The sequence below is a fragment of the Ruminococcus sp. genome, from assembly GCF_019417665.1.
Classification (GTDB): Bacteria; Bacillota; Clostridia; order Oscillospirales; family Ruminococcaceae; genus Ruminococcus_C.
This window is the reverse complement of the sequence record NZ_DXUU01000034.1, coordinates 1-24,439: the sequence shown is the minus strand read 5'-3', so window position 1 is coordinate 24,439 and position 24,439 is coordinate 1. Positions and strand designations below refer to the sequence as shown.

Genomic DNA, 24,439 nt, shown 5'->3' with positions numbered 1-24,439 from the left:
CGATGCATACACCTCTTGCCGATGCCATTCGTCCCCATACGCTGGATGATGTTGTCGGACAGCGCCAGCTGTTAGCACCTGGGAAACCCCTGCGGCGGATCATCGAAAGCGGAAAAGTGCCCAATATGATCTTTTACGGGCCCTCCGGCGTGGGGAAAACCACCGTTGCCAGGATCATTGCAGACAGCACTTCCATGACGCTTCATAAGCTCAACGGAACATCCGCTTCTACGGCAGATATTCGTGATGTAGTGGCAGAGGTGGGGACCTTTTCCGGCATGAATGGCATATTGCTCTATTTGGACGAAATTCAGTATTTCAACAAAAAGCAGCAGCAGCTTCTGCTGGAATATATGGAAAACGGGCAAATTACCCTTATTGCATCCACCACAGAAAATCCTTATTTTGCGGTGTATAATGCACTCATTAGCCGTTCAACGGTGTTTGAGTTCAAGCCAGTGCCGCCGGAAGAATTGGAACGTGCTGTGGCGAGAGGCTTTCACTGTATGGAAGAGCAGCTGGAGGAAGAGATTCACTTGGCAGAGGGTGTCTGTGGCTGGATCGCATGCGGCTGCGGCGGTGACGTGCGTAAAGCTATGAACACCGTGGAACTCATTGTGCTTTCCGGAGAACATACAGACAGCGGAATTGTGATTTCTGAGGAACTGGCAAAGGAACTGACTCAACGCAGCAATATGCGCTATGACAGGGACAATGATCAGCACTATGATTTGTTGTCTGCACTGCAAAAATCCATCCGTGGCTCTGATGAAAATGCTGCTCTGCACTATGCGGCACGGCTTTTGAAAGCAGATGACTTGCTGTCGGTCTGTCGGCGGCTTCTTGTCATTGCCGCTGAGGATGTGGGTCTTGCTTATCCTCAGGCAATCGTTATTACAAAAGCTTGTGTGGACAGCGCTTTGCAGCTAGGGCTGCCCGAAGCTCGTATTCCTATTGGGGAGGCCGTTGTACTCCTTGCCACGTCGCCAAAGTCTAACAGTGCCTACGAAGCAATGGATCGGGCGATGGCGGATGTGGAAGAATACGGTGCACCAGATTTCCCCAGACATTTGCAAAATAAACACTTCGATGGTGCTGAAGCGTCTGTACGTGGACAGCACTATCGCTATCCCCATGACTATCCCAATCACTATGTCAAGCAGCAGTATCTGCCGGATGTCCTGAAAGATAAAGTCTACTATACCTTCGGGGATAATCGGCAGGAACAGGCTGCTGCGGCTTATCGGGAAAAGATTTTACGGGAGGATGAGACCTGATGGGAGGGTGCAGTCTGGCGCATCAGGTTGGCACACAAGTATTCCAGTGCCACATCGTATAACCCGGAGGGACGTATTTCTCGGCCGACCAGATCGTTTGCAAAGACAATGGTCTGCTCCAGGTCTTCGGAAAAGTCAGCGATACTATGAATCTCGCCGCTGCGCATGTCCTCCAATGTAACACCATATGTTGGTGTTTCTGTCTTTCCCTGTACAACACTTCCGGCAGTGACACGGTAGATCACACGGTTGCTGCCATAGACTTCCATGTATACGATGGCGTTTGTTGGATGGTGGGATTGTTGTCGTTTTGCTTGCATCATCATTGAGACCCCTTTTCATAAATTCTTCTATTTGTTTCGATGGGATAAGATAAGCATAGCACATTTTCAGCAAAATGAAAAGGCTGAAAAACCACGTATTTTGTCTGGATTCCATGCTTTTCCACGAAGAAGGGAATCTGCGTCATAAATGTGCCGTAATACGTTAAAAAACGACAAGACTCTTGTGATTTTGCCGATTCTGTAGTAGTTTCATACAGAAATCTTTGGCGGAAATGCGACTAGACGAAACCATAGGATGTTGCTATAATAGAGAAACATGAATTTCAGTGAAACGTACGCCGCTGACGGACAGAGAAGCCCCCACGGATACGCTTCGAAAGGAGTTTCTCTATGACAAAGGATATGACAGTGGGCAGCCCTCTTGGTCTGATTCTGCGGTTCTGCGGCCCTATGGTATTTGGAAACATTTTACAGCAGCTGTACAGTATGGTGGATACGGTAATTGTCGGACGTTATCTGGGTTCCGATGCACTGGCAGGTGTCGGTGCAACTGGTGCCATCAGCTTTCTTGTGGTGGGTTTTGCCACGGGGATTTGTACTGGTCTCTCCATTCCGGTGGCACAGGCATTCGGTGCTGGTGACCACAGGAGTATGCGCAAGTATATTGCAAATGCTTATTATCTGAGCGGTATCATTGCAGTGTTGCTTACGATAGTGACGATGTTCGCCACAGGTGCCATTCTCCACTGGATGAAAACACCATCTGATATATACCAGTACGCCTATGATTATATCATTGTGATCTTTGGCGGTATTATCACCTCAGTGATCTACAATCTGCTGGCGGCAATGCTGCGGGCAGTGGGTGACAGCAAGTCTCCTATTTTGTTTTTGGCAGTGGCGTCTATTCTGAATATCATTTTGGATCTGATTTTCCTGATCGTTCTGAAGACCGGCGTTGCTGGCGCAGGCTATGCAACGGTCATTTCTCAGGGTGTTTCGGGTATCCTTTGTCTGTTTTATCTGTACCGGAAATTTGAAGTCATGCGTTTTCAACATGGCGAAATGAAGGTGGAACTGAAGCGCTGCGTGCGGCTGCTTTCCATCGGTCTGCCCATGGCGCTGCAGTTTTCCATCACTGCCATTGGCTCCATTATTCTGCAAACTTCCGTAAATACACTGGGTTCTGTTGCAGTTACCAGCGTTACAGCAGCGCAGAAGATCGCCTCTATTGTGATGGGTCCGCTGGAATCTTTAGGCATCACTATGGCGACATATTGCGGTCAGAATCTCGGTGCCGGTCAGTTCTATCGCATCCGGGATGGTATTCGTATCAGTTTGCGTGTTTCTATGGTGTACTGTGTTTTCTCCATTTTGTTTCTTTGCTTTCTTGGAAAGTATACAGCATATCTGTTTCTCGATCCGTCAGAAACAGAAGTCATTGCGCTGGCAGTGCGGTATATGCGTATAAATGCCATTTTCTTCCCGGTGTTGGGGCTGCTCTTCATCCTGCGGAATTCTCTCCAGGGTATGGGATACAGCTTGATGCCCATGATGGCAGGCGTCAGCGAACTGGCAGCACGTGCACTGGTATGCTTCTTATTTGTACCGGTATTTGGTTATACCGCAGCAGCAATGGCAAGCCCGGTGGCGTGGGTCTTTGCAGATGTGCTGCTGATCTCTGTGTACTTTTTGGATATGCGTAAATTAAAACGTCGGCTGGTTCCGGTGAATCCGGCATAACCGATTTGTCATTCTCCTCCTTAAGCTTAAGAAAGGATAACAGTTATGAAAAAAATAATTTCTATGGTGAGTGCATTTGCACTTACCGCAGCAATGCTTCTGCCGCAGTCGCTGACAGCTTCTGCTGCTGGCACAATGGACACACTGCCATACACTTTGCGATTTGTGCCGGATCGAAATTTTGTTTCCGCAGAAGAAGTGGCAAACGGTGATGTTGTCATTACCGCTTCTGTTTACGTCACTGGAAGTACTGCCAATACTTTCGGGGCAGCTACCGTGAAATTCGACAGCGACAGCAGCCATGTGTATTTTCAGAATATGGTGACTGGCGATAACGGCAGCCGTCTGGACGAGGAAAAGACTTATGAGAGCAGCCGAGGCAGTTTTACTACCAGTCTGGTGCCGTACTGCTTTGGTTCGCTGAGAAATGACCGCTATTCCAGCGGCAGCCCTACTTTTTCCACCCGGGAATTTGCATGTGATCCTATTTTTGGTTCTACGCTGTACAGTACCGGAGATGGCAGCGTAAAATTCAACGCTTCCTATTATGAAGGAATTGACAAGGACGGCGATGGTATTCTGGAGCGAGACGAAGAAAAGGGAAAAGTCAGCAATACTTTTGTGTGTACAGTTACACAGAATGCAGACGGCAGCGGTACTTATTCTTTTGATTATATCGATCAGAAGAGCTTTCTGACGATGCAAATATCTGCAACGATTCCACGGTATGATGCAACATTGCCGGAGGGTTCGCTGATTCCCGACTCCTGCAATAGCGTATTGTGGCTTGCCGGTACATCACAGCTTTCCAGCGGTGCATCTTTCTTCGGCGATACTTCTGATGAATTTCCGCTGTTTCAGGTGGACGTTGTCATTGAACAGGGCACACCCTGCGGCGTTTATAACATTGATTTTATTGATGTGGTAGATCCCACGACTGGTATCCCCTGTCAGCTGACCAGCGCTACGCAGAAAAATTATCCTCTGGAAAAACTGGGAACATCTATTGCTGTAGGTGTAGAGAGTGCAAGTGTCACCAGCACAGAACAGGATGAAGCGGCACTTTATGCTTCTCACGATGCACATACCATTCGGGCAACAGACTTTTCTGATTCCATTCTCGCTGATCTGACCTATTCGGAAATTGATGAGACAACCGGTGCACAGAGAACCGAAGAAAATGTGGACATCACTCGTCTGGTGGACTGTTATAGTGCGACACCGAAACAGCTTTTTGCCAGTCAGGCGGAGAACGGTTATTATTCTTCTTCCAATGCACCGCTTTATTTCAACGGTTCTATACTAACCTGGAAGGAGACAGGTGAATCTGTCACCCAGAAAATTATGATCGGCAAGAAAGGCGACATCAACTACGATGGTAATGTAGATGCGTCCGATGCCTATGAGGCGCTGCTCTACTATGCAAAAAAATCAGTCGGTTCTGACGCAAAACTGTATAGCGGCACTTCCACAGATCCTCATATGGAAGATCTGACCTTCTTCCTTGCGGATATTGACACATGCTCTAAGACAGGAGCAACTGATTCCTGCATGATAAATGGTGATGATGCATATCACATTTTGATGTACTATGCAACCGCATCTGTCGGCGGCAGTGTTTCATGGGATAAGTACATGAAGTAATTTTTAGAGCCTAAAAGAAAAACGCAGGCGTGTGAAGTGACATGCCTGCGTTTTTTTGTATTGTGGGGCTGTATGTAATGGAATCCATTTTTAGATATTATTGTGAATGGGATTCTCCCATGCTTTTTGTAGAGATGAACTTTTTTGTGTAATGACACTAACATGATAATGATTATGATGATGTATGCAATGTTATGGAATAAACTGCAATCAATGCCATATTGTCCACCAGTAATAAGTTGATTGTCATTTTTTGAAACAAAATAGATTGGTCAGTCTGAGATGATCGTTTCGGATGCTGTTACTATAGGAACAATACTTCCGATTCCATTATACAAGGCGTGAATTGTAAAACTTGCCCACACTGTTTTTTCTGATACATACATAATACTAAGAAGGATTCCCATGAGAGTTCCACTGAGGACAAGCTGAATTGCGCTGAGGAAATCCAGTCTGCCATTCATCAGATGGACTGCTCCGAAAAGAAGAGAGGAAACGGTGACCCCAGTGAAAATACCATATCTTTTTGCGATTTGCGTTAAAATAACAACTCGGAATACAATTTCCTCAATCAATGGAGCGATTAAAAAAGTACCCAAGAAAGAAGCTATATTTTGCACAAAGAGGTAAGTATCTATTTTAGGAAATATAAATTTTCCACCAACCAATATGTCTCCGACTGAACATAATACCAGTAAGCCAAAGGCATACCCAAAATACCTCTTGGAAAAAGACGGCGGAAAAGAAACTGCTCTAAATGAATCATGAAAAACTTTTCCTTTGATACATCGAAATCCCACAAGGAATAAAATGAGGTAAATAATTGGCGCAAAAAAATAATGTAAGGGTAAGGCAATGTTGTTTATTTCCCAAGAATCCAACCATATACCGCCGACCATCATACTTACGAGCGTCAAAAGTAAAATGAGAAAAACATCTCGAACGCATAGAAGAAACTTTTTCATTATCATACCTCTTCTTTTTGATATTCCAGAATATCGCCAGGTGTGCATTCCAGCACTTCACAGATTGCAGCAAGGGTAGAAAAGCGGATTGCCGTAACGTGGTTGTTTTTGATTTTTGACAAGTTCACGTTGGAAATTCCCACACGTTCTGCCAGTTCGTTGAGAGAAATTTTTCGTTCGACCATCATGCGGTCCAGTCGCAGAAGGATTTGTCCCATTGAAGTTCGCCTCCTTAAATTAGCCCTTTTGTGTCTTCTTCCAATTTTTCACCATAAGCGAAAACCTGAGTCAAACAGAGAACGAGAATGCCCATAATAATACTGTTAAAATTGACGCTGACTTCTACATAGTCTACACCAGAAACCAACTGGGCAATAATCGTGAAGATTAGTCCCAGAACAGGAATGCCGATGGAAAAAATACCGATCTCACGTACCATGCGAACGATATCCTTTTGAAATGGCGTGCACCCCTTTGAAAACCAGGATTTTCCGTGAGCAGTTTTTACGATCAGGTACACATTTCGGAAGATCATTGCCATAAGTATAAACGTCAAAAATGCCCCGATGGCAAAAATACGAAGAGATGCCATATTGACAGTGCTGTCTGCATTCAACAGGGAAAGGGAAAAGCCATAGGTGGAAACATCACCAGATTCTGCTGCGAATACATTGCCAGTGAGAAATCTGCTCATCCATTCTCTTGAAAAGATAGAGCAAAACAGCAGCACAAGCATACTGGCTGCTCCGACCCAATGCAGGACTTCCAGAGCCTTTGAAACGATAGAAACCACTCGATTGATGTTTTTCATAAGAAATTTCTCCATAAATAAGAATTTGGCTTGTATTCAGCCGGATTTGATGATTCTATTATAGCACAGCTAATATCGTTTTTCAATATTATTTTATCGTATAACGATAAAATCGTGATGTTTTACATAAACAGAAAGACTTTTAAGGAGGGAGTTTGGGTATAATGTATAAAAAATCCTCCCGGAACTGTATGTACAGCAGTCGGAAGGATTTGTATGATATAGCAAATGGTTTCCTTGCAATGATTATAGTGCAGCAATGACCTCAACTTCAACCAGAACGCCCTTTGGCAGATCAGCCACGCCAACGCAGCTTCTTGCAGGTTTTGCATCGCCCAGAGCTTCTGCATAAACTTCGTTGAATGCGCCGAAATCCCGTGCCACGTCTTTGAGGAAGCATGTGGTCTTGACAACCTTGTCAAAGCTTGTTCCAGCAGCTTCCAGAACTGCTTTCAGATTTGCCATGACCTGCTTGGACTGACCGACAATATCAGCAGCTTCTACGGCACCACTTGCTGGATTGATGGCGATCTGACCGGAAGTGTAGAGCATATTGCCGATCTTTACAGCCTGAGAATAGGGGCCGATGGCATCCGGTGCATTTTTGGTATAAATGATTTCCATAGTAAAGACTTCCTTTCGTGGAAATTGAATATGAGAGTCTCCTTCAAAAGGGAGGAGGTATGTGTTAGTCTACGAGATGAAATCCCTCTTTCATCAGTGCGCTGCGGATCTCTTGGATATGGGCATAGTCTCTCGTTTCCATAGTAATACGCAGAAAGCATCCATTGACATCGCTGCCTTCATTGGCACGCTCGTGGTGGATGGAAATGACATTGCCGCCCATATCGGCGATGATCTGAGAAACATCTCGGAGCTGTCCAGGCTTGTCCAGAAGTTCAATGTTCAGCATACAAGTTCTGCCGGACATGAGCAGACCGCGCTTGATGACACGTGAAAGAATGGTTACATCAATGTTACCGCCGGAGACCAGGCAGACTACCTTTTTGCCTTCTACCGGCACTTTATGGAACATTGCCGCCGCTACGGACGCCGCACCAGCACCCTCGGCAATGAGTTTCTGCTTTTCGATGAGCGCCAGGATGGCAGCAGAGATTTCATCATCTGTGACCGTGACGATCTCGTCCACATACTGCTTTACATACTCAAAGGTATGAGGTCCTGGTTCCTTTACAGCAATGCCGTCTGCAATGGTGGAAACGGAATTCAAACAAGTGATCTTGTCGTCGTGGATAGACTTATACATGCTGGGCGCACCGCTTGCTTGTACACCGTATACTTTGATATTGGGGTTCAGATTCTTGATGGCAAATGCCACGCCGGAAATCAGGCCGCCGCCGCCGATAGGTACAATAACTGCGTCTACATCCGGCATCTGGTCGAGGATCTCCAGTCCGATAGTACCCTGACCGGCAATAACATTTTCATTGTCAAAAGGGTGTACAAAGGTATAATTGTGTTCTTTTTGCAGTTCCACAGCCTTGTTGTATGCATCGTCGTAAACACCCTTGACCATGCATACCTCTGCGCCGTAGCTCTTGGTAGCTTCTACTTTGGAGATAGGTGCACCGTCCGGCAGACAGATGAGGGCTTTCATGTTGTTTTTGGAAGCTGCCAGCGCCACACCCTGGGCGTGGTTTCCGGCGGAACAAGCAATCACGCCCCGTTCCTTTTCCTCCGGCGTCAGCTGGGACATCATATAATAGGCACCGCGAACCTTAAACGAACCGGTGACCTGTAAATTTTCAGTTTTTAGATAAAGTTCACTGTCTGGGCAAAGCTTCGGCGCTTGGATCAGATCCGTTTTACGGATGACACTGCGCAGCACATGGCTTGCTTGATAGATTTTATCCAGGGTCAGCATGGATAAGACTTCCTTTCATTTTACAATATCATTTATACTGCGTCAGCAGCTGGTCTATCAGCTGTCTTGCCGCACGGGCACTTCTGCCGCTTTTCTGTAGTGCGAACTGTTCCGCCCGGGCATCCAGTTCCTGCTGGCTCATGCGGAGGCCTGACTGCTGTGCCAGTGCGTGGACGATCTCCAGATACAGATCTTTCTGGGGACGGCTGTAGGTAATAGTAATGCCGAACCGTTCTGATAGGGAAATGCGTTCCTGAACGGTATCGTTGGAGTGCTTGTCGCTGCCATCATCGAAGGTTTCCTTTACCAGATGACGGCGGTTGCTGGTGGCATAGATGACTGTGTTCTTCATCCGTGCGGCAATGCTGCCTTCTAGCGTAGCTTTCAGTGTGCCGAAGTTCGGGTCGTCCTCGGAGAATGTCAGGTCATCGATGAACAGGATGAATTTCAGCGGATTTTTGCACAGATGATCCATGATCTGAGGAATGTAGCACAGCTGATCCTTGTTCAATTCAATGAGCCGCAGCCCATCGTCCTTGAATGCATTGGCAATGGCTTTGACTGTGGCAGACTTTCCCGTTCCGGCATCTCCGGCGAGGAGCACATTGGAGGCATATTTTCCTTCCAGCAACGCTTTTGTATTTTCCACAACAATGCTACGCTCCCGTTCGTAGCCTACCATGTTATCCAGGGAGATGGGATCAGGGTACTGTACTGGAATGAGCTCGCCGCCTGCGCCCACGGTAAACATATGATGCCGTGCATATATGCCATAGCCGTGGTGTTCAATATTTGCCACACGCTTGGAGTACATCGCATCCAGATCAGTTTTGTGAGTCTGCCAGCTGGGCAGGGGAATGCTAGTCTGCATTTCCGCCTGCATCTGTGCCGGGGAGAGCATTGCAATTCTGCCCAGCAGTTTCAGTTCCGTATGGAGACAAGCCTCCATGTTGGGGGAAACAGGCTCGCCGGCACCAGCACGCTGTACATAGACATTTTCATGTTCCAAGACGATCTGTTCCAGATAGCTGGTCAAATCGTCCTGCTGTTCGTACAATGCTGCAGTCATGGCACTGTAAAAGCGAATCTGTGCTGGTGTGTTGCCGGAGTCGGTGTGGCAGAACTGCATCAGCGCACGAATCACCGGATCGTGCTGGAGACTGCGAAAGATCACAAGGGCATCCAGACCATATCCGATTTCTTCTCTAGGGGTCATAAGGGTCATCTCTTTCGTAATTTTGAATTGGCTGTATGGCGTTACATTACAGTAGTTCAATGATCTTTTCAGTGCATTCTGTGCAGGACAGTGGTGTGACACCCTCGCCAGCCAGATCAGCAGTACGGTAGCCAGCGTTCAGATATGCGTCCACAGCGTCCTCAATTGCCTGTGCCTCGTCCATGAGGTCAAAGGAATACCGCAGCATCATAGCCGCAGAGAGAATGGTGGCGATGGGGTTCGCCTTGTTCTGTCCGGCGATATCCGGTGCGGAGCCATGGATCGGTTCGTACATACCACGCTTGGTAGCCCCCAGCGAAGCAGACGGCAGCATGCCAATAGAACCGGTGATCTGAGATGCCTCGTCGGACAGAATGTCACCGAACATGTTGGAAGTGACTACCACGTCGAACTGTCTCGGATTTTTTACCAGCTGCATTGCCGCATTGTCCACCAGCATATCCGTCAGGGTAACATCAGGATAATCCTTTGCAACCTCGTGAACTACTTCACGCCACAGACGGGAGCTTTCCAGAACATTTGCCTTGTCGATGCTGATCACATTCTTATTGCGCTTCTGCGCCGTCTCAAAGGCAACACGAGCAATGCGTTCGATCTCCATTCTGCTGTAGCACTCGGTGTCGTAGGCTTCTTCGCCGTACTTGCCTTCCCGTCTGCCGCGTTCGCCGAAATAAATACCGCCGGTCAGCTCACGCACCATCATGATATCGAAGCCCTTTGCCACGATATCTTCCCGAAGCGGGCAGTCACCTTTTAGAGCCGGATACAGTTTCGCCGGGCGCAGATTGGTGAACAGTCCCAGGGCTTCCCGGATACCCAGCAGAGCTTTTTCCGGACGCAGGTGAGGCGGCATGGAGTCCCACTTGTTGTGACCAACAGCACCGCCCACAGCGCCCAGCAAAACGCTGTCGCTTGCGAGACAACCGTCAATGGTTTCCTGGGGCAGGGGTACACCTGTGGCATCAATGGCACAGCCGCCGATGAGGTAGGGCGTGCAGTTGAAGGTGTGGCCGAACTTTTCGCCGATCTTCTGGAGAACAGCGACTGCGCTGTCTACGATCTCCGGGCCGATGCCGTCGCCGCGGAGTAATGCGATGTTATAATTCATGAGAATTGCTCCTTTGTGTTCAGATTAGCGGAGAAAAAGCGTTTGTTCCGCAAATACTTCTTTATTATACACCAAATCAAAGGAAATTACAAGGTTTTTGATAAAAATTCTGGGAAACAAAACGTTTGTAGTTTACGCAACAGTGCGATATGGATTCTTTTGCAGCATTTGCTGAGAAATTGACAGATTTCGGGCGGTGTGGTATAATTAGCATAAAACAAATTGGAATTTAACAGGAGAAATAATATGATGAAATGTAAAAAGACTGTGAAAATAATTTTGATTATCATCGCCATAGTAATTTTATTGATATTAGCAATATACATAAATCATCGGATTCACTCAATAAAGGAGGCTGAATTTCTATCACCTCTTGGAGAAATTGTTACGGTTGATGGAAATAATATGAGTGTTTACACCGAAGGAGACAGCGAAACAACACTAGTTTTTATGTCAGGTGGAGGTACTTGTTCTCCAATATTAGATTTCAAATCGCTATATTCTTGTTTGAACGATGAATATAGGATCGCAGTAGTAGAAAAATTTGGGTATGGATTCAGCGATGTTGTTGATAAAAGCAGAGATATTGATTCAATACTGGAAGATACAAGAGCCGCATTGGAAACAGCAGGGTTAAATGCACCATATGTTTTATGTCCTCATTCAATGTCTGGTCTTGAAGCACTGTACTGGGCACAGAAATATCCCGATGAGGTGTCTGCAATTATTGGACTTGATATGGCAGTACCGCAGTATTATGAAAGCATGAAAATCAATATGCCGCTTATGCGTGTTTCAAGTTTTGCAGCAAGAATCGGCGTAACTCGTTTGATACCGGGAATTTCAGAAAGTGATGCAATTACAAATGGTACGTTAACTGATACTGAAAAGAAAATCTACAGAGCAGTTTTTTATAACCGTACTGCAACAGTAACGATGATTAACGAATGCGAATCAGTTAAGGAAAATGCGAAAAAAGTTCAGGATATGGGCGTTCCGCAAGTTCCAATGCTGCTGTTTATTTCGGACGGTTCTGGAGGAACAGGGTTCGACAAAGAAACATGGCGCAGAATAGCGAAAGAGTATATTGCTCAAGTGGATAACGGAAAGTATATAGAATTGGATTGTCCGCATTACGTTCACGACTACGAATATAAAGAAATTAGTGAAAATATCATTCAATTTTTGTCAAGCAACTGAATGCTTCTGATTTCTCTTACCGATAAATTCCAATTTATTTGATACCATAAAAGCGCTGCCGCTTTTCAGATTATTGTGATAGTAATGTTGTTGTAGTATTTGCTGAGAAATTGACAGATTTGAGGTGGCGTGGTATAATTAGCATATAAACAAATCGAAGCTTGTCGAGGTATGAATATGAATGGCTATACGATAAAATACAACGAATTAACTGCCGAAGAATTTATTACGTTATGGGAAACAGTATGGGGGCAAGGTCCTTCATTGGAACAGACTAAACTCGCCATGCAACATACACTGTTCAGAATTTCTGTTTGGGATAATGATAAGATTGTAGCAATGGCAAGAATGATTGGTGATATTGGACTGGATTATTACATAAAAGATGTTGTTGTAAGACCGGAATACCAACATAAAGGTATAGGAAAAATGATGATTTATGAACTACTGGATTTCATCAATAAAAATGGGATAAGTGGTACAGAAATCTTTGTTGAGCTATGTGCTATGCCGGATAAGATTCCTTTTTATTCAAAATTTGGATTCGAAGCAAATGAAGCACAACGACTTAAAATTATGAAGCATATTGATTAGTAGGGGAGGATATCCATGAAAAAATGGTACGATGAAGAATATGAATTTGAAATTGAGGTGGTAGGTTTTCTGCGTGGTGACCATACAGAGCGCTACTGCCGTAATGGTGAAGAAATCGGGGACAAGTACCACTGTACTTATGGCTGTCCTGTAAACGATAGTGGATATGGTATTTGCAGTAAAACAATGATGCTATTGTACCCGCTTATGGAAGCAATCAGAAGCGGCGGCGATCTGGAAAACCTCGGCGGTGATGGAAAATACAGCAAGAATATTGTATGTCCTGATGGCTGTGTCATGTTTCGTCTGACCGCAACGCCTCTTGGAAACGAAAATTTCCACAAGGGCGGCTATTGGAAAGAACCGCAATAAAATATGCAATATACAGCAAAAGAGCTGCTGCACCGTAAAAGTTGGTGCAGCAGCTCTTTTTTATTGTAAAATCTATACCAATAGCAGCTTTCCTTTTATTGGTTTTACTTCACCGCGCCGCTCTTGATAGACTCAATCAGCCCGCCATTTGCAATAATCGTCTGAATAAACGCCGGGAACGGTGCCACATGGAATTCCTTGCCGTTTGTCACGTCACGGATTACGCCGTTGTCCAGATCAGCTTCCACAGTGTCGCCCTCGTTGATGGCATCCACAGCCTCCGGGCACTCCACAATGGCAAGCCCGATATTGATGGAATTGCGGTAGAAAATTCTTGCAAAGCTCTTGGCGATAACCAGTGCAATGCCGCTTTCCTTAATGGCAATGGGTGCATGTTCCCGGGAGGAACCGCAGCCGAAATTCTCGCCGCCCACCATAATATCGCCGGGCCTCACACGGCTGGTGAATGTGGTATCCAGATCCTCCATGCAGTGGGAGGCAAGTTCTTTCTTGTCGATAGTGTTCAGATAACGTGCCGGGATGATAACATCCGTGTCCACGTTGTCGCCGTATTTGATAACAGTTCCGTTTAGCTTCATGATTACAGTACCTCCTTCGGGGAAACGATCTTGCCGGCAATGGCACTTGCTGCGGCTACCGCAGGACTAGCCAGGTATACTTCCGATTCCGGATGTCCCATACGTCCCACAAAGTTCCGGTTTGTGGTAGAAACAGCACGCTCTCCGGCAGCCAGAATACCCATATGTCCGCCCAGGCACGGACCGCAGGTGGGTGTGGAAACAATGCATCCAGCCTCAATGAAGTCCTTCAGCAGACCATTTTCCATCGCCTTAAGGTAGATCGCCTGTGTTGCCGGAATGATGATGGCACGGACATTCTTTGCCACCTTCTTGCCGCGAATGATAGAAGCAGCTTCCTCGATATCCTTGTAGAACCCGTTGGTGCAGGAGCCGATCACTACCTGGTCGATCTTCACATCGCCCACTTCATCAATGGTACGTGTGTTGCCCGGCAGATGGGGGAATGCAACGGTGGACTTGATCTCAGACAGGTCGATCTCGATGACCTCGTCATAAGCTGCGTCCTCGTCTGCCTTGTAGACAACCGGCTTGCGGTCGCTGTGCTCTGCCACGAAAGCAAGCGTCTGTTCGTCTACTTCGAAGATACCGTTCTTTGCACCGGCTTCAATTGCCATGTTGGTCATTGTGAGACGGTCGCTCATGGTCAGCGAAGCTACACCCGGGCCTGTGAATTCCATAGAACGATACAGTGCACCGTCTACGCCGATTTTGCCGATAATGTGCAGGATCACGTCCTTGCCGGAGATGTACGGATTCAGCTTGCCTTTCAGGACAAACTTGATTGCCGACGGTACCTTGAACCATGCCTTGCCGATTGCCATGCCGCATGCCATATCGGTGGAGCCGACACCGGTGGAGAATGCGCCCAGTGCGCCGTATGTACAGGTGTGGGAGTCTGCACCGATCACTACATCCCCGGAGACAACCAGTCCTTTTTCCGGGAGCAGGGCGTGTTCAATGCCCATCTGTCCCACATCGTAGAAGTGGGTGATCTCCTGTTCGCCACAGAAATCACGGCACATTTTGCACTGTGTCGCAGCCTTGATATCCTTGTTAGGGGCAAAGTGATCCATAACCATGGTCACCTTTTCCTTGTCGAACACCTTGTCAGTGCCCAGCTTGTTGAATTCCCGGATTGCTACCGGGGAAGTGATGTCGTTGCCCAGAACCCGGTCTAAGTTCACCAGGATCAATTGACCAGCTTCAACGGAGTCCAGGCCGGCATGTGCCGCAAGGATCTTTTGTGTCATTGTCATACCCATGGGTAAAATTCCTCCTTATTCTTATTATAATTTAATCCATTTGGTTGATGATCGCACCCTTATCCGCAGACGAAACCATCTTTGCGTACCGTTTTAGATAACCAGTGAGATTCTCCTTTGTCTGGATCTTGGTAGTCTTTTTGCGCTTTTCCAGTTCCGCATCAGAAACCTCCAGCGTAATGCTATGATTGGGGATATCGATGGAAATGATATCGCCGTCCTGGACATAGGCAATCGTACCGCCGTTAACTGCTTCCGGGGAAACGTGACCGATTGCCGCACCGCGTGTTGCACCAGAGAAACGTCCGTCTGTGATCAGTGCCACATCCTTGTCCAGACCCATGCCGGCAATTGCCGAAGTGGGGGAGAGCATCTCACGCATACCCGGGCCGCCGGCAGGACCTTCATAGCGGATGACAACCACATCGCCCTTGACGATTTTGCCGCCCTTGATAGCCACGATAGCCTCTTCCTCGCTGTTGAATACCTTTGCAGGGCCGCTGTGCACCAGCATTTCCGGCGCAACGGCACTTCTCTTGACCACGCATCTGTCCGGCGCCAGATTGCCCTTGAGGACAGCAATGCCGCCGGTTTCGCTGTACGGTTGGTCAATGGGACGGATGATATCGTGGTTCTTATTGAGACATCCCTGGATATTCTCGCCCAGCGTCTTGCCGGTAACGGTCATAACGTCTGTGTGGATCAGATTCTTCTTGGTCAGCTCGTTCAGAACGGCATATACACCGCCGGCTTCGTTGAGGTCTTCCATATAGGCGTGACCTGCCGGAGCCAGATGGCAGATATTCGGGGTTCTTGCGCTGATCTCGTTGACCATATCCAGGTCAATTTTGATGCCGCATTCGTTGGCGATTGCCGGAATGTGCAGCATACTGTTGGTGGAGCAGCCCAGTGCCATATCTGCGGTCAGAGCATTCTCAAAAGCCTCAGCTGTCAGAATATCTCTGGGGCGAATGTTCTTGCGGTACAGTTCCATAACAGCCATACCAGCCTGCTTTGCCAGCTTGATTCTCTCGGAATAAACCGCCGGAATAGTACCGTTGCCTTTGAGACCCATGCCCAGTACTTCTGTCAGGCAGTTCATGGAGTTTGCGGTGTACATGCCGGAGCAGGAACCGCAGGTGGGGCAAGCCTTGTTCTCGAATTCTTCCACATCTTCCAGGGTGAACTTGCCTGCTGCATAAGAGCCAACGGCTTCAAACATGCTGGACAGACTGGTTTTGCTGCCCTTGACATGACCGGCAAGCATAGAACCGCCGCTGACAAAGACAGTGGGGACATTGACTCTTGCTGCCGCCATGAGCAGACCCGGTACATTCTTGTCGCAGTTGGGGATCATGACCAGTGCGTCAAAGTGGTGTGCCAGTGCCATACATTCTGTGGAATCGGCAATGAGATCACGTGTGACCAGAGAATATTTCATGCCCACGTGACCCATAGCAATGCCGTCACAAACTGCGATCGCCGGGAATACCACCGGAGTACCGCCTGCCATAGCGACGCCCATTTTGACCGCGTCTACGATCTTGTCAATGTTCATATGACCCGGCACGATCTCGTTATAGGAAGAAACGATACCTACCAGAGGACGTTCCATCTCTTCTTTTGTCATTCCCAGCGCATTGAACAGGGAACGCTGCGGCGCTTTGTCCACGCCGTCACAGTAAAAGTTATGATCCATTTTGATTACCTCTTGACATTTAAATTTTTATTGGTTTCAGTCTTTCAGAAAATGTCGTATTGCAAAACTGCTTTCCCGACTGTTGCATCAGGAAAGCAGCTTCATGATTTTGGTTTACACCATGCTACATTGTCCCGTCATATTTGGGAATCGTGTAACTTAGTTGTTGATCAGCTTGTCTTCGCCGTTCCAGCTGTACAGCTTGCGGATCTCTTCGCCGACCTTTTCTGCCGGATGCTCAGAAGCCAGCTTGCGCATTGCCTTGAAGTGAACCTGACTGCCGGCATCGGACATATCCAACAGGAAGTCCTTTGCAAAAGTGCCGTCCTGAATGTCGGACAGAACCTTCTTCATTGCCTTCTTGGTATCCTCTGTGATGATCTTCGGACCAGTGATATAGTCGCCGTATTCTGCTGTATTGGAGATGGAATAACGCATACCTGCAAAACCGCTCTGGTAGATCAGGTCAACGATGAGCTTCATCTCGTGGATGCACTCGAAGTAAGCGTTTCTCGGGTCATAGCCAGCTTCAACCAGTGTTTCGAAACCGGCCTGCATCAGAGCGCAGACACCGCCGCACAGTACAGCCTGTTCGCCGAACAGGTCAGTTTCTGTTTCGGTACGGAATGTTGTTTCCAGAACGCCGGCTCTTGCGCCGCCGATTGCCAGACCATAAGCCAGAGCCAGATCCATTGCCTTGCCGGTGGCATCCTGTTCCACAGCAACCAGGCACGGAACACCCTTGCCTGCCTGATATTCAGAACGAACGGTGTGCCCCGGACCCTTCGGTGCGATCATGGTAACATCCACATCTGCCGGCGGCTTGATGCAGCCAAAGTGGATGTTGAAGCCGTGTGCGAACATCAGCATATCGCCAGCCTTCAGGTTCGGCTCAATGCTTTCCTTGTACAGCTTAGCCTGTTTTTCATCGTTGATGAGGATCATGATGATGTCAGCCTGCTTTGCCGCCTCAGCAGCGGTGAATACTTCAAAGCCTTGCTTTACAGCCTTATCCCAGGACTTGCTGCCCTCGTACAGACCGATAATCACTCTTGCGTTGTCGCCCAGAGATTCCTTGGCATTCAGTGCGTGTGCGTGACCCTGGCTGCCGTAGCCAATGACAGCAATGGTCTTGCCGTACAGCAGAGACAGGTCACAATCTTCCTGATAATAAACCTTTGCAACGTTTTCCATTGTGAAAGACTCCTTTGATATATTGTTGTATAGGCGGTTTATGCGTCTTTTAAGCAATTGCCGCCTCTTTCAAGAGCGACCAGACCAGTGCGGCACATTTCCATAATGCCGTATGGCTCCAGCAGCTCAATAAAAGCGTTGATCTTCGAAGAAACACCGCGGATTTCAATGACCAGTGCTTCCGGCGAATAGTCCGTGATCTTGGCACGGAACACATCGACAACAGACATGATATCCTGTCGCTTCTCCGCAAGATTCTGGATCTTGATCAGCAGTAGTTCACGAACAACCGATTCATCCCGTCCCATAACCTTTACGGTCTTGACATCGTACATCTTTTCCAGCTGCTTTACGATCTGGTTGCAGATGGACTCGTCACAGTGTGTGGTGATGGTGATACGAGAAAATTCCGGCGATTCTGTTTCGCCGACTGTCAGGGTGTCAATATTAAATCCCCGGCGAGTGAACATGCCCGAAACACGGGACAGTACACCAGAATGATTGGCAACGAGGATAGAGATAACAAAGCGTTCGTTCTTTTCCATGGTTCTATACCTCCTTACATGGCAGACGGATCTACGATAATATCGTCAATAGATCCGCCGGGCGGCAGCATGGGGAGTACGAATGCATCACAGTCAATGCCGCAGTCAATGAGTACCGGGCCCTTTTCGGAAAATGCCTTGGGCAGGACTTCCTTCAGCTCTGCCAGGGTCATGGCACGATAGCCGGGCATTCCAAATGCCTCTGCCAGCTTGACAAAATCCGTCTTGCGCTCCAGGGTGGTGTTGGAATAGTGCTTGTCGAAGAACAAGGTCTGCCATTGACGAACCATGCCCAGTACGCCGTTGTTCATGATAAATACCACAACCGGAGTCTGGTTGGTAACCGCAGTTGCCAGTTCGTTCAGATTCATGCCGAAGCTGCCGTCGCCGGTGACCAGAACGGTCTTTTTACCAGTAGCAGTTGCAGCGCCGATGGCTGCGCCCAGACCGAAGCCCATCGTACCCAGACCGCCGCTGGAAATAAAGGTGCGGGGTGTTTCAAAGGGATAGTGCTGTGCTATCCACATCTGGTGCTGTCCTACGTCAGTTGCTACGATGGTATCTTTGTCAGTGACTTCTGCGATGGCGTCAATTGCAGTAAAGGGTGTCAATTCGCCCTCTTTCTGTGCTTCCAGCTGTTTGGTGTATTCTACTAGTTCGCCCACACGTGCCATCCATGCAGTGTGCTGCTGCTGAGGTATCGCTGCGGTGATCTTGGAGAGGATCTCCTTCATAGAACCGGTGAGCCCCAGCTCTACTGGAATATTCTTGCACAGCTCAGATGCGTCGATATCAATATGAATGATCTTTGCGTTGCGTGCATATTTCTTGGTATTGCCGGTACCTCTGTCGCTGAAACGGCAGCCGGCAGTGATGATCAGGTCTGCTTCATTCTGCGCAATGGAGGAGGCATAGTGTCCATGCATACCCTCCATGCCCAGCCAGCGGGGATTGGATGTGGGAACCACAGAGATACCCATCATGGTGCAGCCGATGGGAGCGTCGATCTTGTCTGCCAGTGCCATGATCTCCGCACCGGCATCATCGGTGATCGCACCGCCGCCAATGTAAATGTACGGCTTTTCCGCAGCCAGAATCATCTCCATTGCCTTTGCGATTCCGTCGTCACATGCAGCAGGAACAGGATCTTTTTCTACCGGAGCCTGTGCCTCATACTCAAACATGGCGTTCTGTACATCCTTGGGGATATCTACCAGAACCGGGCCGGGTCTGCCGGACTTTGCAATGCGGAATGCCTCACGGATGGTGTCAGCCAGATCTTCAACACGCTTTACCAGGAAATTGTGCTTGGTAATGGGCATGGTCACGCCGGTAATGTCAACTTCCTGGAAGCTGTCTCTGCCGATAAGAGAATTCGGCACATTGCCTGTAATGGCAACCAGCGGAATGGAGTCCAGATAAGCAGTAGCGATACCGGTAACCAGATTTGTTGCGCCCGGACCGGAAGTTGCGATCACAACGCCGACTTTGCCGGTAGAACGAGCATAGCCGTCTGCTGCATGAGATGCACCCTGTTCGTGAGCGGTGATGATATGATGGATGCGATCCTGTGCAAGGTATAGAGCATCATAAATGTCGATAACCTGTCCGCCAGGATAGCCGAATACGGTAGTAGCACCCTGTTCAATGAGGGTCTCTACAATAATTTGTGCGCCTTTTAACTTCATATGTCTTTTCACCTTTATTAAGTATTTTAGTGTTATAAGATATTGATCCGGAATCTGGAAATACCAGGGCTCCGGAGATCGTGTGGGACAGACCCGGAGCGTATGCCGGAAAAACGGCACGCTCATAAAAAAAGCCCTCGGCTGTCATACCGAAGGATCCCAATCAACATGCAAGCGCTTCGGCGGAAAAGCAGCCGTTCGCATTTTTCTGTGGAACCATGGTGTGGACAGCACAAATGTCGCTCCGGGTCAAAATGACTCGGGACGTCAGTTCCACGATAATCACTCGTGCCGCAAAGGGACATATTGCTGTGCTGTTCATGGTGTATACTCCTGTTCTGAAAAAATGCGGATGCCATATTTCAAGCCGCCGAAGAACACGAAAAATGAGCTCCTCGTGTTACTCTTATGTTTAGTATAGCACTTCGACTTCTCAAAAGCAAGCATCTTCCTTGTATTTTTACATTTTAGCTTTTTTTTGTTCAATTTTAGTACAAAGATAGAGGAGATCTGGAAGATCTCCGGAGAAAAAAAGATTTTTTGAGAAATGACTTGACAAATCCAGCTGAAAACGCTATAATAAAAATAACAAGCACGATCGAGTGCGCAATTGTATCATGAAAAGGCGTAGAAGGGAAACAAGAGAACGGTGTTTGTCTCAGAGAGCCGGCGGGTGGTGTGAGCCGGTGACGAACCGTTCAGGATAACTCATCCCTGAGCCGCAGACGGAACCCATGGCATATGTCATGGCAGTAAGTTTTGCCGGATGCCCACCGTTATCAGGGTCCACATTGCCAGATGTGATGGAGCGGACGCAGGTTTTGCGTCAATAAAGAGTGGTACCGCGGAGAATAGATCATCTTCGTCTCTTTTGTACAGCAGGGGAATGCTGTACAAAAGAGACGTTTTTTGCTGTATAAGAGCAATGATCCGTCTGCTGCTTCAGTGCAGGATGTACTGCTGTCACCAGTGGATGATACAAAGAATGAAAGGAATGACTTTTTATGAAACACGTTGAACAGTATCAGCCCCAGTTTTTTCCGGTAGAAAATCCGCCGATGCGCTGGGCAAAGAAGAATTATATTGAAAAGGCACCTATCTGGTGCAGTGTAGATCTGCGTGACGGAAACCAGGCGTTAATTACGCCTATGAATCTGGATGAAAAGCTGGAATTTTTCCAGTATCTGGTAAAGGTCGGTTTTAAGGAGATCGAGATCGGTTTTCCGGCTGCTTCGGAAACGGAATATGAATTCTGCCGGACATTGATCGAAAATGACATGATCCCGGATGATGTGACCATTCAGGTACTGACCCAGGCACGGGAGCATATCATCGCCAAGACATTTGAAGCATTGAAGGGCGCAAAGCATGCCATTGTGCATTTGTACAACTCTACCTCTGTGGCACAGCGGGAACAGGTATTCAAGAAGAGCAAGGAAGAGATCATTCAGATTGCCGAATTCGGTGCAAAGCTCTGTAAGGAATACCGTGCAAAGACTGAAGGGCAGTTCCAGTTCGAATATTCGCCGGAGAGCTTCACGGGAACAGAGCCGGAGTTTGCACTGGAGATCTGCAATGCAGTCTTGAAGATCTGGGAGCCGACGCCGGAGGATAAGGTGATTATCAATCTGCCGGTAACCGTGTCTCATTCCATGCCCCATGTGTACGCAAATCAGGTGGAGTATATGAATGACAATCTCTATCACCGGGAAAATGTCATCATCTCTCTTCATCCTCACAACGACCGTGGCTGTGCTGTGGCAGACAGCGAATTGGGGCTTCTCGCTGGCGGCGACCGGATCGAGGGCACGTTGTTTGGCAACGGGGAGCGTACCGGTAACGTGGATATCATCACTCTGGCAATGAACATGTATTCCCAGGGCGTGGATCCGGAGCTGGATTTCTCTAATATGCCGGAAATTGTTGAGGTGTATGAGCGTGTAACACGGATGCATGTTTACGAGCGTTCACCCTATAGCGGTCAGCTGGTATTTGCTGCATTCAGCGGTTCCCACCAGGATGCCATTGCCAAGGGGATGCACTGGAGAGAAGAGCATAGCTGCGACCACTGGAATGTACCTTATCTGCCGATTAACCCAGAGGATGTTGGGCGTGTGTACGAAGCGGATGTGATCCGTATCAACAGCCAGTCCGGCAAGGGCGGCGTCAGCTACCTCATGGAGACAAAGTTTGGCTATCATATCCCCCAGAAGATGCGGGAATCCTTCGGTTATCTGGTAAAAGGTGTTTCCGACCATGCGCATAAGGAATTGCAGCCGGATGAAGTATTGAAGATCTTCCAGGACCATTACGTGAATATTGAGACGCCTGTTTCTATTCCGGAAGTGCATTATACCCAGAAGGGTGAGGGCGTTATTGGTACTGCTGTGACCCTTTCCTACAATGGCAAAACAGAGGTAGTGCACAGCGATGGCAACGGTCGTCTGGATGCTGTTTCTAATGCAGTAAAGGCACATCTGAACATGGATTTTGCACTGACCACCTATACGGAGCACGCATTGGAGGTACGCTCCAACTCCAAGGCAGTTTCTTATGTGGGACTGGAGAAAAATAATAAGACTTATTGGGGCGTTGGTGTGCATTCGGATATTATCAATTCGTCTATTTCGGCGTTTCTCAGCGCATTGAATGCATTGATTACAGATTTGAAATAAATATTTGCGCAATATTCGTGCAACGATAAAAAAGACTGCTGCGTACAGCGAAGATCGAACGGGAACACCGGGATCTTGCTGTGATGCAGCAGTCTTTTTGTGTAGATTTCAAAAATCAGAAGTAAGCAGCCATTGTTACCAGCAGCATAGCATCCATGCTGTACCATGAGCCTTTATACTTGAACACGACGAATTCTTCCGTTTTGGTTTCAACTTTGTCACCGTGGTCGGACCGATAGCGCACCTTTAATTCATATTGGGTCGCTTTTTTGATCTGGATATCATCAAGCTCGTCGCTGTCCAGATATTCTGCGAAGTCTTCTTCGTCCAGTTTTTCCTGTCCTTGGAAGGTAACTTTGATGTCATCATAATTATCATAATAGTTGTCAAGATATTTCTGGATTTCCTTTTCCAGTTCCTTTTTGCTCAGGTCGTTCTGTTCCATGAGACTTTTTAAGTATTCTGAGGGCACGGTATCCATCAGATCCTCTGCATCACAGTCCTCGATGGCATCATAATAATCCTTTACTGCTTCTTTGGCGCTGTTTCCACCGAACAGGGCGCACAACAAAACGATGACCAGAATCACCGTCACCACAATACAGCCCAGGGCAATGATCAGATTTTTCCCGGACATCCCAAGAAAAGGCTTTTTTCCTGTATCCGCTGTAGGCACTGCCTGAAAGCCTGCACCAGCGGCAGGATCTGGAACAGCGCCGGTCGTGTTTGAATTTGGTATTTCATTTTTTGCACCACAATCGTTTTTTTAGTTCCGCAAAAGCAGCTTTTTCACCCTGTTGTGCCAGGATCTCCAGTAGTTCCATCAGTTCGCTTGCTGTGTTCAGGTGGAGCAAACCACGCTTGCGTGCATTGGAATTCTGAAAATAGACCAGAGGGCAGGTTTGGTCATACTGTTCTTTTTTGTAGGTTTTGCTTGCAGCAACTCGATCGCAGAACATTTCCGCCAGATAGCGCATGGGCATCTGTACTGGCTCTACTTGTTTTGTTACGGGGTTATAGTCACACCAATACTCGAAGTGATGGCGGTTACGGCCTTTATGGTGCATCCATGCTAAGGAATAGCCCAGGTCTTCCCGTTCTGCCTCGTTGGGACTGCGGTTTCCCTGATAATAGCGGACGCCCTGAAAGAATTCTGTGGGACTGTATTTGGACAGATCATGCCGAAGTCCCTGCCAGAAGATCCCGGCTTTCCAGCAATGGCGGATGACCATGTGACGATGTCGGGTGATGGTGCAGAGATGTCCCCAAAACGAATGCCAGTACATAGCGATGCCTCCTTTTTCAATAGTATAAAGCATTCGGCGAAAAATGTCAAGGCAGACGTTATTGAGGGCACGCAAATCAATTTTCAGAGACAACCCTTAAAATAGAATTGGAATCAATAAGACAATCGAGCATAATTTTGGATATAGGCTTTTTATACGAATCCCTTATCGTTCTATCGTTCTGTTGAAGAAGTTGCCAAATAGCATTTTATGGGTCATGGCGCCCAACCGCAGGCAGGCTGTCGCCTGGCAAGGGCGGGCAACGTAGAGTGACGAAATGATAGCGGCAAATGCTTCAACAGGTTGATATGAGATTAAGGACACGCTGAATAAAAGCGATAGTTGAAAAAAACCGCACCAATCATTAT

At 47.7% G+C, this 24,439-nt stretch carries 25 protein-coding genes and 1 other annotated feature; of the genes, 7 read left to right on the top strand and 18 right to left on the bottom strand.

The features are described from left to right. The first annotated feature begins 2 nt into the window (after positions 1-2). Positions 3-1,277 (top strand): replication-associated recombination protein A, encoded by a 1,275-nt coding sequence (locus QZ375_RS09565; RefSeq protein WP_295218360.1) that lies wholly within the window; start codon positions 3-5, stop codon positions 1,275-1,277. Here QZ375_RS09565 and QZ375_RS09560 read toward each other — a convergent pair. Next, positions 1,241-1,603 carry a hypothetical protein gene (locus tag QZ375_RS09560; RefSeq protein WP_295218358.1) on the bottom strand — a complete coding sequence of 121 codons (363 nt, stop codon included), beginning with the start codon at positions 1,601-1,603 and terminating at the stop codon, positions 1,241-1,243. The two genes, QZ375_RS09565 and QZ375_RS09560, sit on opposite strands and share 37 nt — an antisense overlap. A 348-nt stretch (positions 1,604-1,951) precedes the next feature. Between QZ375_RS09560 and QZ375_RS09555 the strand changes: the two genes are divergently transcribed. Then, positions 1,952-3,304, top strand: coding sequence for an MATE family efflux transporter (locus QZ375_RS09555; protein WP_295218356.1), 1,353 nt, complete (start codon positions 1,952-1,954; stop codon positions 3,302-3,304). 45 nt (positions 3,305-3,349) lie between these two features. Continuing rightward, on the top strand, positions 3,350-4,948 hold the full coding sequence (locus QZ375_RS09550; protein ID WP_295218354.1) for a hypothetical protein: 1,599 nt from the start codon (positions 3,350-3,352) through the stop codon (positions 4,946-4,948). Between the two features lie 272 nt (positions 4,949-5,220). Here the strand turns inward: QZ375_RS09550 and QZ375_RS09545 are convergent, their stop codons facing one another. The 7 genes from QZ375_RS09545 to leuB all read right to left on the bottom strand — a co-directional run bounded on the left by QZ375_RS09545 (position 5,221) and on the right by leuB (position 10,954). Then, complete coding sequence (locus tag QZ375_RS09545) at positions 5,221-5,913, bottom strand: type II CAAX endopeptidase family protein (RefSeq protein ID WP_295218352.1); 693 nt, start codon at positions 5,911-5,913, stop codon at positions 5,221-5,223. 2 nt (positions 5,914-5,915) lie between these two features. Beyond that, entirely contained in the window at positions 5,916-6,131 is a 216-nt protein-coding gene (locus tag QZ375_RS09540) for a helix-turn-helix transcriptional regulator (protein ID WP_295218350.1), read from the bottom strand. A 14-nt stretch (positions 6,132-6,145) separates the two neighbouring features. After that, positions 6,146-6,724: a hypothetical protein gene (locus tag QZ375_RS09535; protein WP_295218345.1), complete on the bottom strand. Its 579-nt coding sequence runs from the start codon at positions 6,722-6,724 to the stop codon at positions 6,146-6,148. 246 nt (positions 6,725-6,970) lie between these two features. Then, on the bottom strand, positions 6,971-7,348 hold the full coding sequence (locus QZ375_RS09530; protein WP_295218343.1) for a RidA family protein: 378 nt from the start codon (positions 7,346-7,348) through the stop codon (positions 6,971-6,973). A gap of 64 nt (positions 7,349-7,412) precedes the next feature. Beyond that, positions 7,413-8,609, bottom strand: coding sequence for a threonine ammonia-lyase (gene ilvA / locus QZ375_RS09525; RefSeq protein ID WP_295218341.1), 1,197 nt, complete (start codon positions 8,607-8,609; stop codon positions 7,413-7,415). A 28-nt stretch (positions 8,610-8,637) separates the two neighbouring features. Then, a complete protein-coding gene (locus QZ375_RS09520) occupies positions 8,638-9,825 on the bottom strand; it encodes an ATP-binding protein (protein WP_295218339.1) in 1,188 nt (395 codons plus the stop codon). Between the two features lie 46 nt (positions 9,826-9,871). Further along, the gene (gene leuB, locus QZ375_RS09515; protein ID WP_295218336.1) at positions 9,872-10,954 is read right to left on the bottom strand and encodes a 3-isopropylmalate dehydrogenase; all 1,083 of its coding nucleotides are present in this window, start codon (positions 10,952-10,954) and stop codon (positions 9,872-9,874) included. Positions 10,955-11,200: 246 nt separating this feature from the next. Between leuB and QZ375_RS09510 the strand changes: the two genes are divergently transcribed. From QZ375_RS09510 to QZ375_RS09500, 3 genes are all read left to right on the top strand, one after another. Next, positions 11,201-12,154: an alpha/beta hydrolase gene (locus tag QZ375_RS09510; protein ID WP_295218333.1), complete on the top strand. Its 954-nt coding sequence runs from the start codon at positions 11,201-11,203 to the stop codon at positions 12,152-12,154. 177 nt (positions 12,155-12,331) lie between these two features. Continuing rightward, positions 12,332-12,748 carry a GNAT family N-acetyltransferase gene (locus tag QZ375_RS09505; protein WP_295218331.1) on the top strand — a complete coding sequence of 139 codons (417 nt, stop codon included), beginning with the start codon at positions 12,332-12,334 and terminating at the stop codon, positions 12,746-12,748. Between the two features lie 15 nt (positions 12,749-12,763). After that, positions 12,764-13,120, top strand: a complete 357-nt coding sequence (locus tag QZ375_RS09500) for a TIGR04076 family protein (RefSeq protein ID WP_295218329.1) — start codon at positions 12,764-12,766, stop codon at positions 13,118-13,120. Between the two features lie 104 nt (positions 13,121-13,224). On the opposite strand, the gene leuD is transcribed toward QZ375_RS09500, so the two are convergent. From leuD to QZ375_RS09465, 7 genes are all read right to left on the bottom strand, one after another. Then, positions 13,225-13,719, bottom strand: coding sequence for a 3-isopropylmalate dehydratase small subunit (gene leuD / locus QZ375_RS09495; protein WP_295218327.1), 495 nt, complete (start codon positions 13,717-13,719; stop codon positions 13,225-13,227). A 2-nt stretch (positions 13,720-13,721) separates the two neighbouring features. Beyond that, the gene (gene leuC / locus QZ375_RS09490) at positions 13,722-14,984 is read right to left on the bottom strand and encodes a 3-isopropylmalate dehydratase large subunit (RefSeq protein ID WP_295218325.1); all 1,263 of its coding nucleotides are present in this window, start codon (positions 14,982-14,984) and stop codon (positions 13,722-13,724) included. A gap of 31 nt (positions 14,985-15,015) precedes the next feature. Then, positions 15,016-16,683: a dihydroxy-acid dehydratase gene (gene ilvD, locus QZ375_RS09485; protein WP_295218323.1), complete on the bottom strand. Its 1,668-nt coding sequence runs from the start codon at positions 16,681-16,683 to the stop codon at positions 15,016-15,018. A gap of 159 nt (positions 16,684-16,842) precedes the next feature. Next, positions 16,843-17,877 carry a ketol-acid reductoisomerase gene (ilvC, locus tag QZ375_RS09480; protein WP_295218320.1) on the bottom strand — a complete coding sequence of 345 codons (1,035 nt, stop codon included), beginning with the start codon at positions 17,875-17,877 and terminating at the stop codon, positions 16,843-16,845. Positions 17,878-17,915: 38 nt separating this feature from the next. After that, positions 17,916-18,422: an acetolactate synthase small subunit gene (gene ilvN / locus QZ375_RS09475; RefSeq protein ID WP_295218318.1), complete on the bottom strand. Its 507-nt coding sequence runs from the start codon at positions 18,420-18,422 to the stop codon at positions 17,916-17,918. Between the two features lie 14 nt (positions 18,423-18,436). Next, positions 18,437-20,110, bottom strand: a complete 1,674-nt coding sequence (gene ilvB, locus QZ375_RS09470) for a biosynthetic-type acetolactate synthase large subunit (RefSeq protein WP_295218316.1) — start codon at positions 20,108-20,110, stop codon at positions 18,437-18,439. 163 nt (positions 20,111-20,273) lie between these two features. Then, positions 20,274-20,432, bottom strand: a complete 159-nt coding sequence (locus QZ375_RS09465; RefSeq protein WP_295218314.1) for a hypothetical protein — start codon at positions 20,430-20,432, stop codon at positions 20,274-20,276. A gap of 297 nt (positions 20,433-20,729) precedes the next feature. Continuing rightward, positions 20,730-20,983 (top strand) — a binding site (T-box leader). Between the two features lie 131 nt (positions 20,984-21,114). Here QZ375_RS09465 and QZ375_RS09460 point away from each other — a divergent pair. Continuing rightward, the gene (locus QZ375_RS09460) at positions 21,115-22,785 is read left to right on the top strand and encodes a 2-isopropylmalate synthase (protein WP_295218313.1); all 1,671 of its coding nucleotides are present in this window, start codon (positions 21,115-21,117) and stop codon (positions 22,783-22,785) included. 115 nt (positions 22,786-22,900) lie between these two features. Here QZ375_RS09460 and QZ375_RS09455 read toward each other — a convergent pair whose 3' ends face one another. From QZ375_RS09455 to QZ375_RS09445, 3 genes are all read right to left on the bottom strand, one after another. Continuing rightward, a complete protein-coding gene (locus QZ375_RS09455; protein ID WP_295218312.1) occupies positions 22,901-23,461 on the bottom strand; it encodes a hypothetical protein in 561 nt (186 codons plus the stop codon). A 64-nt stretch (positions 23,462-23,525) separates the two neighbouring features. Continuing rightward, entirely contained in the window at positions 23,526-24,071 is a 546-nt protein-coding gene (locus QZ375_RS09450) for a DUF5662 family protein (protein ID WP_295218309.1), read from the bottom strand. Between the two features lie 165 nt (positions 24,072-24,236). Continuing rightward, positions 24,237-24,439, bottom strand: a 203-nt coding sequence (locus QZ375_RS09445) for a hypothetical protein (protein WP_295218306.1), incomplete at its 5' end; no start/stop codon positions are given.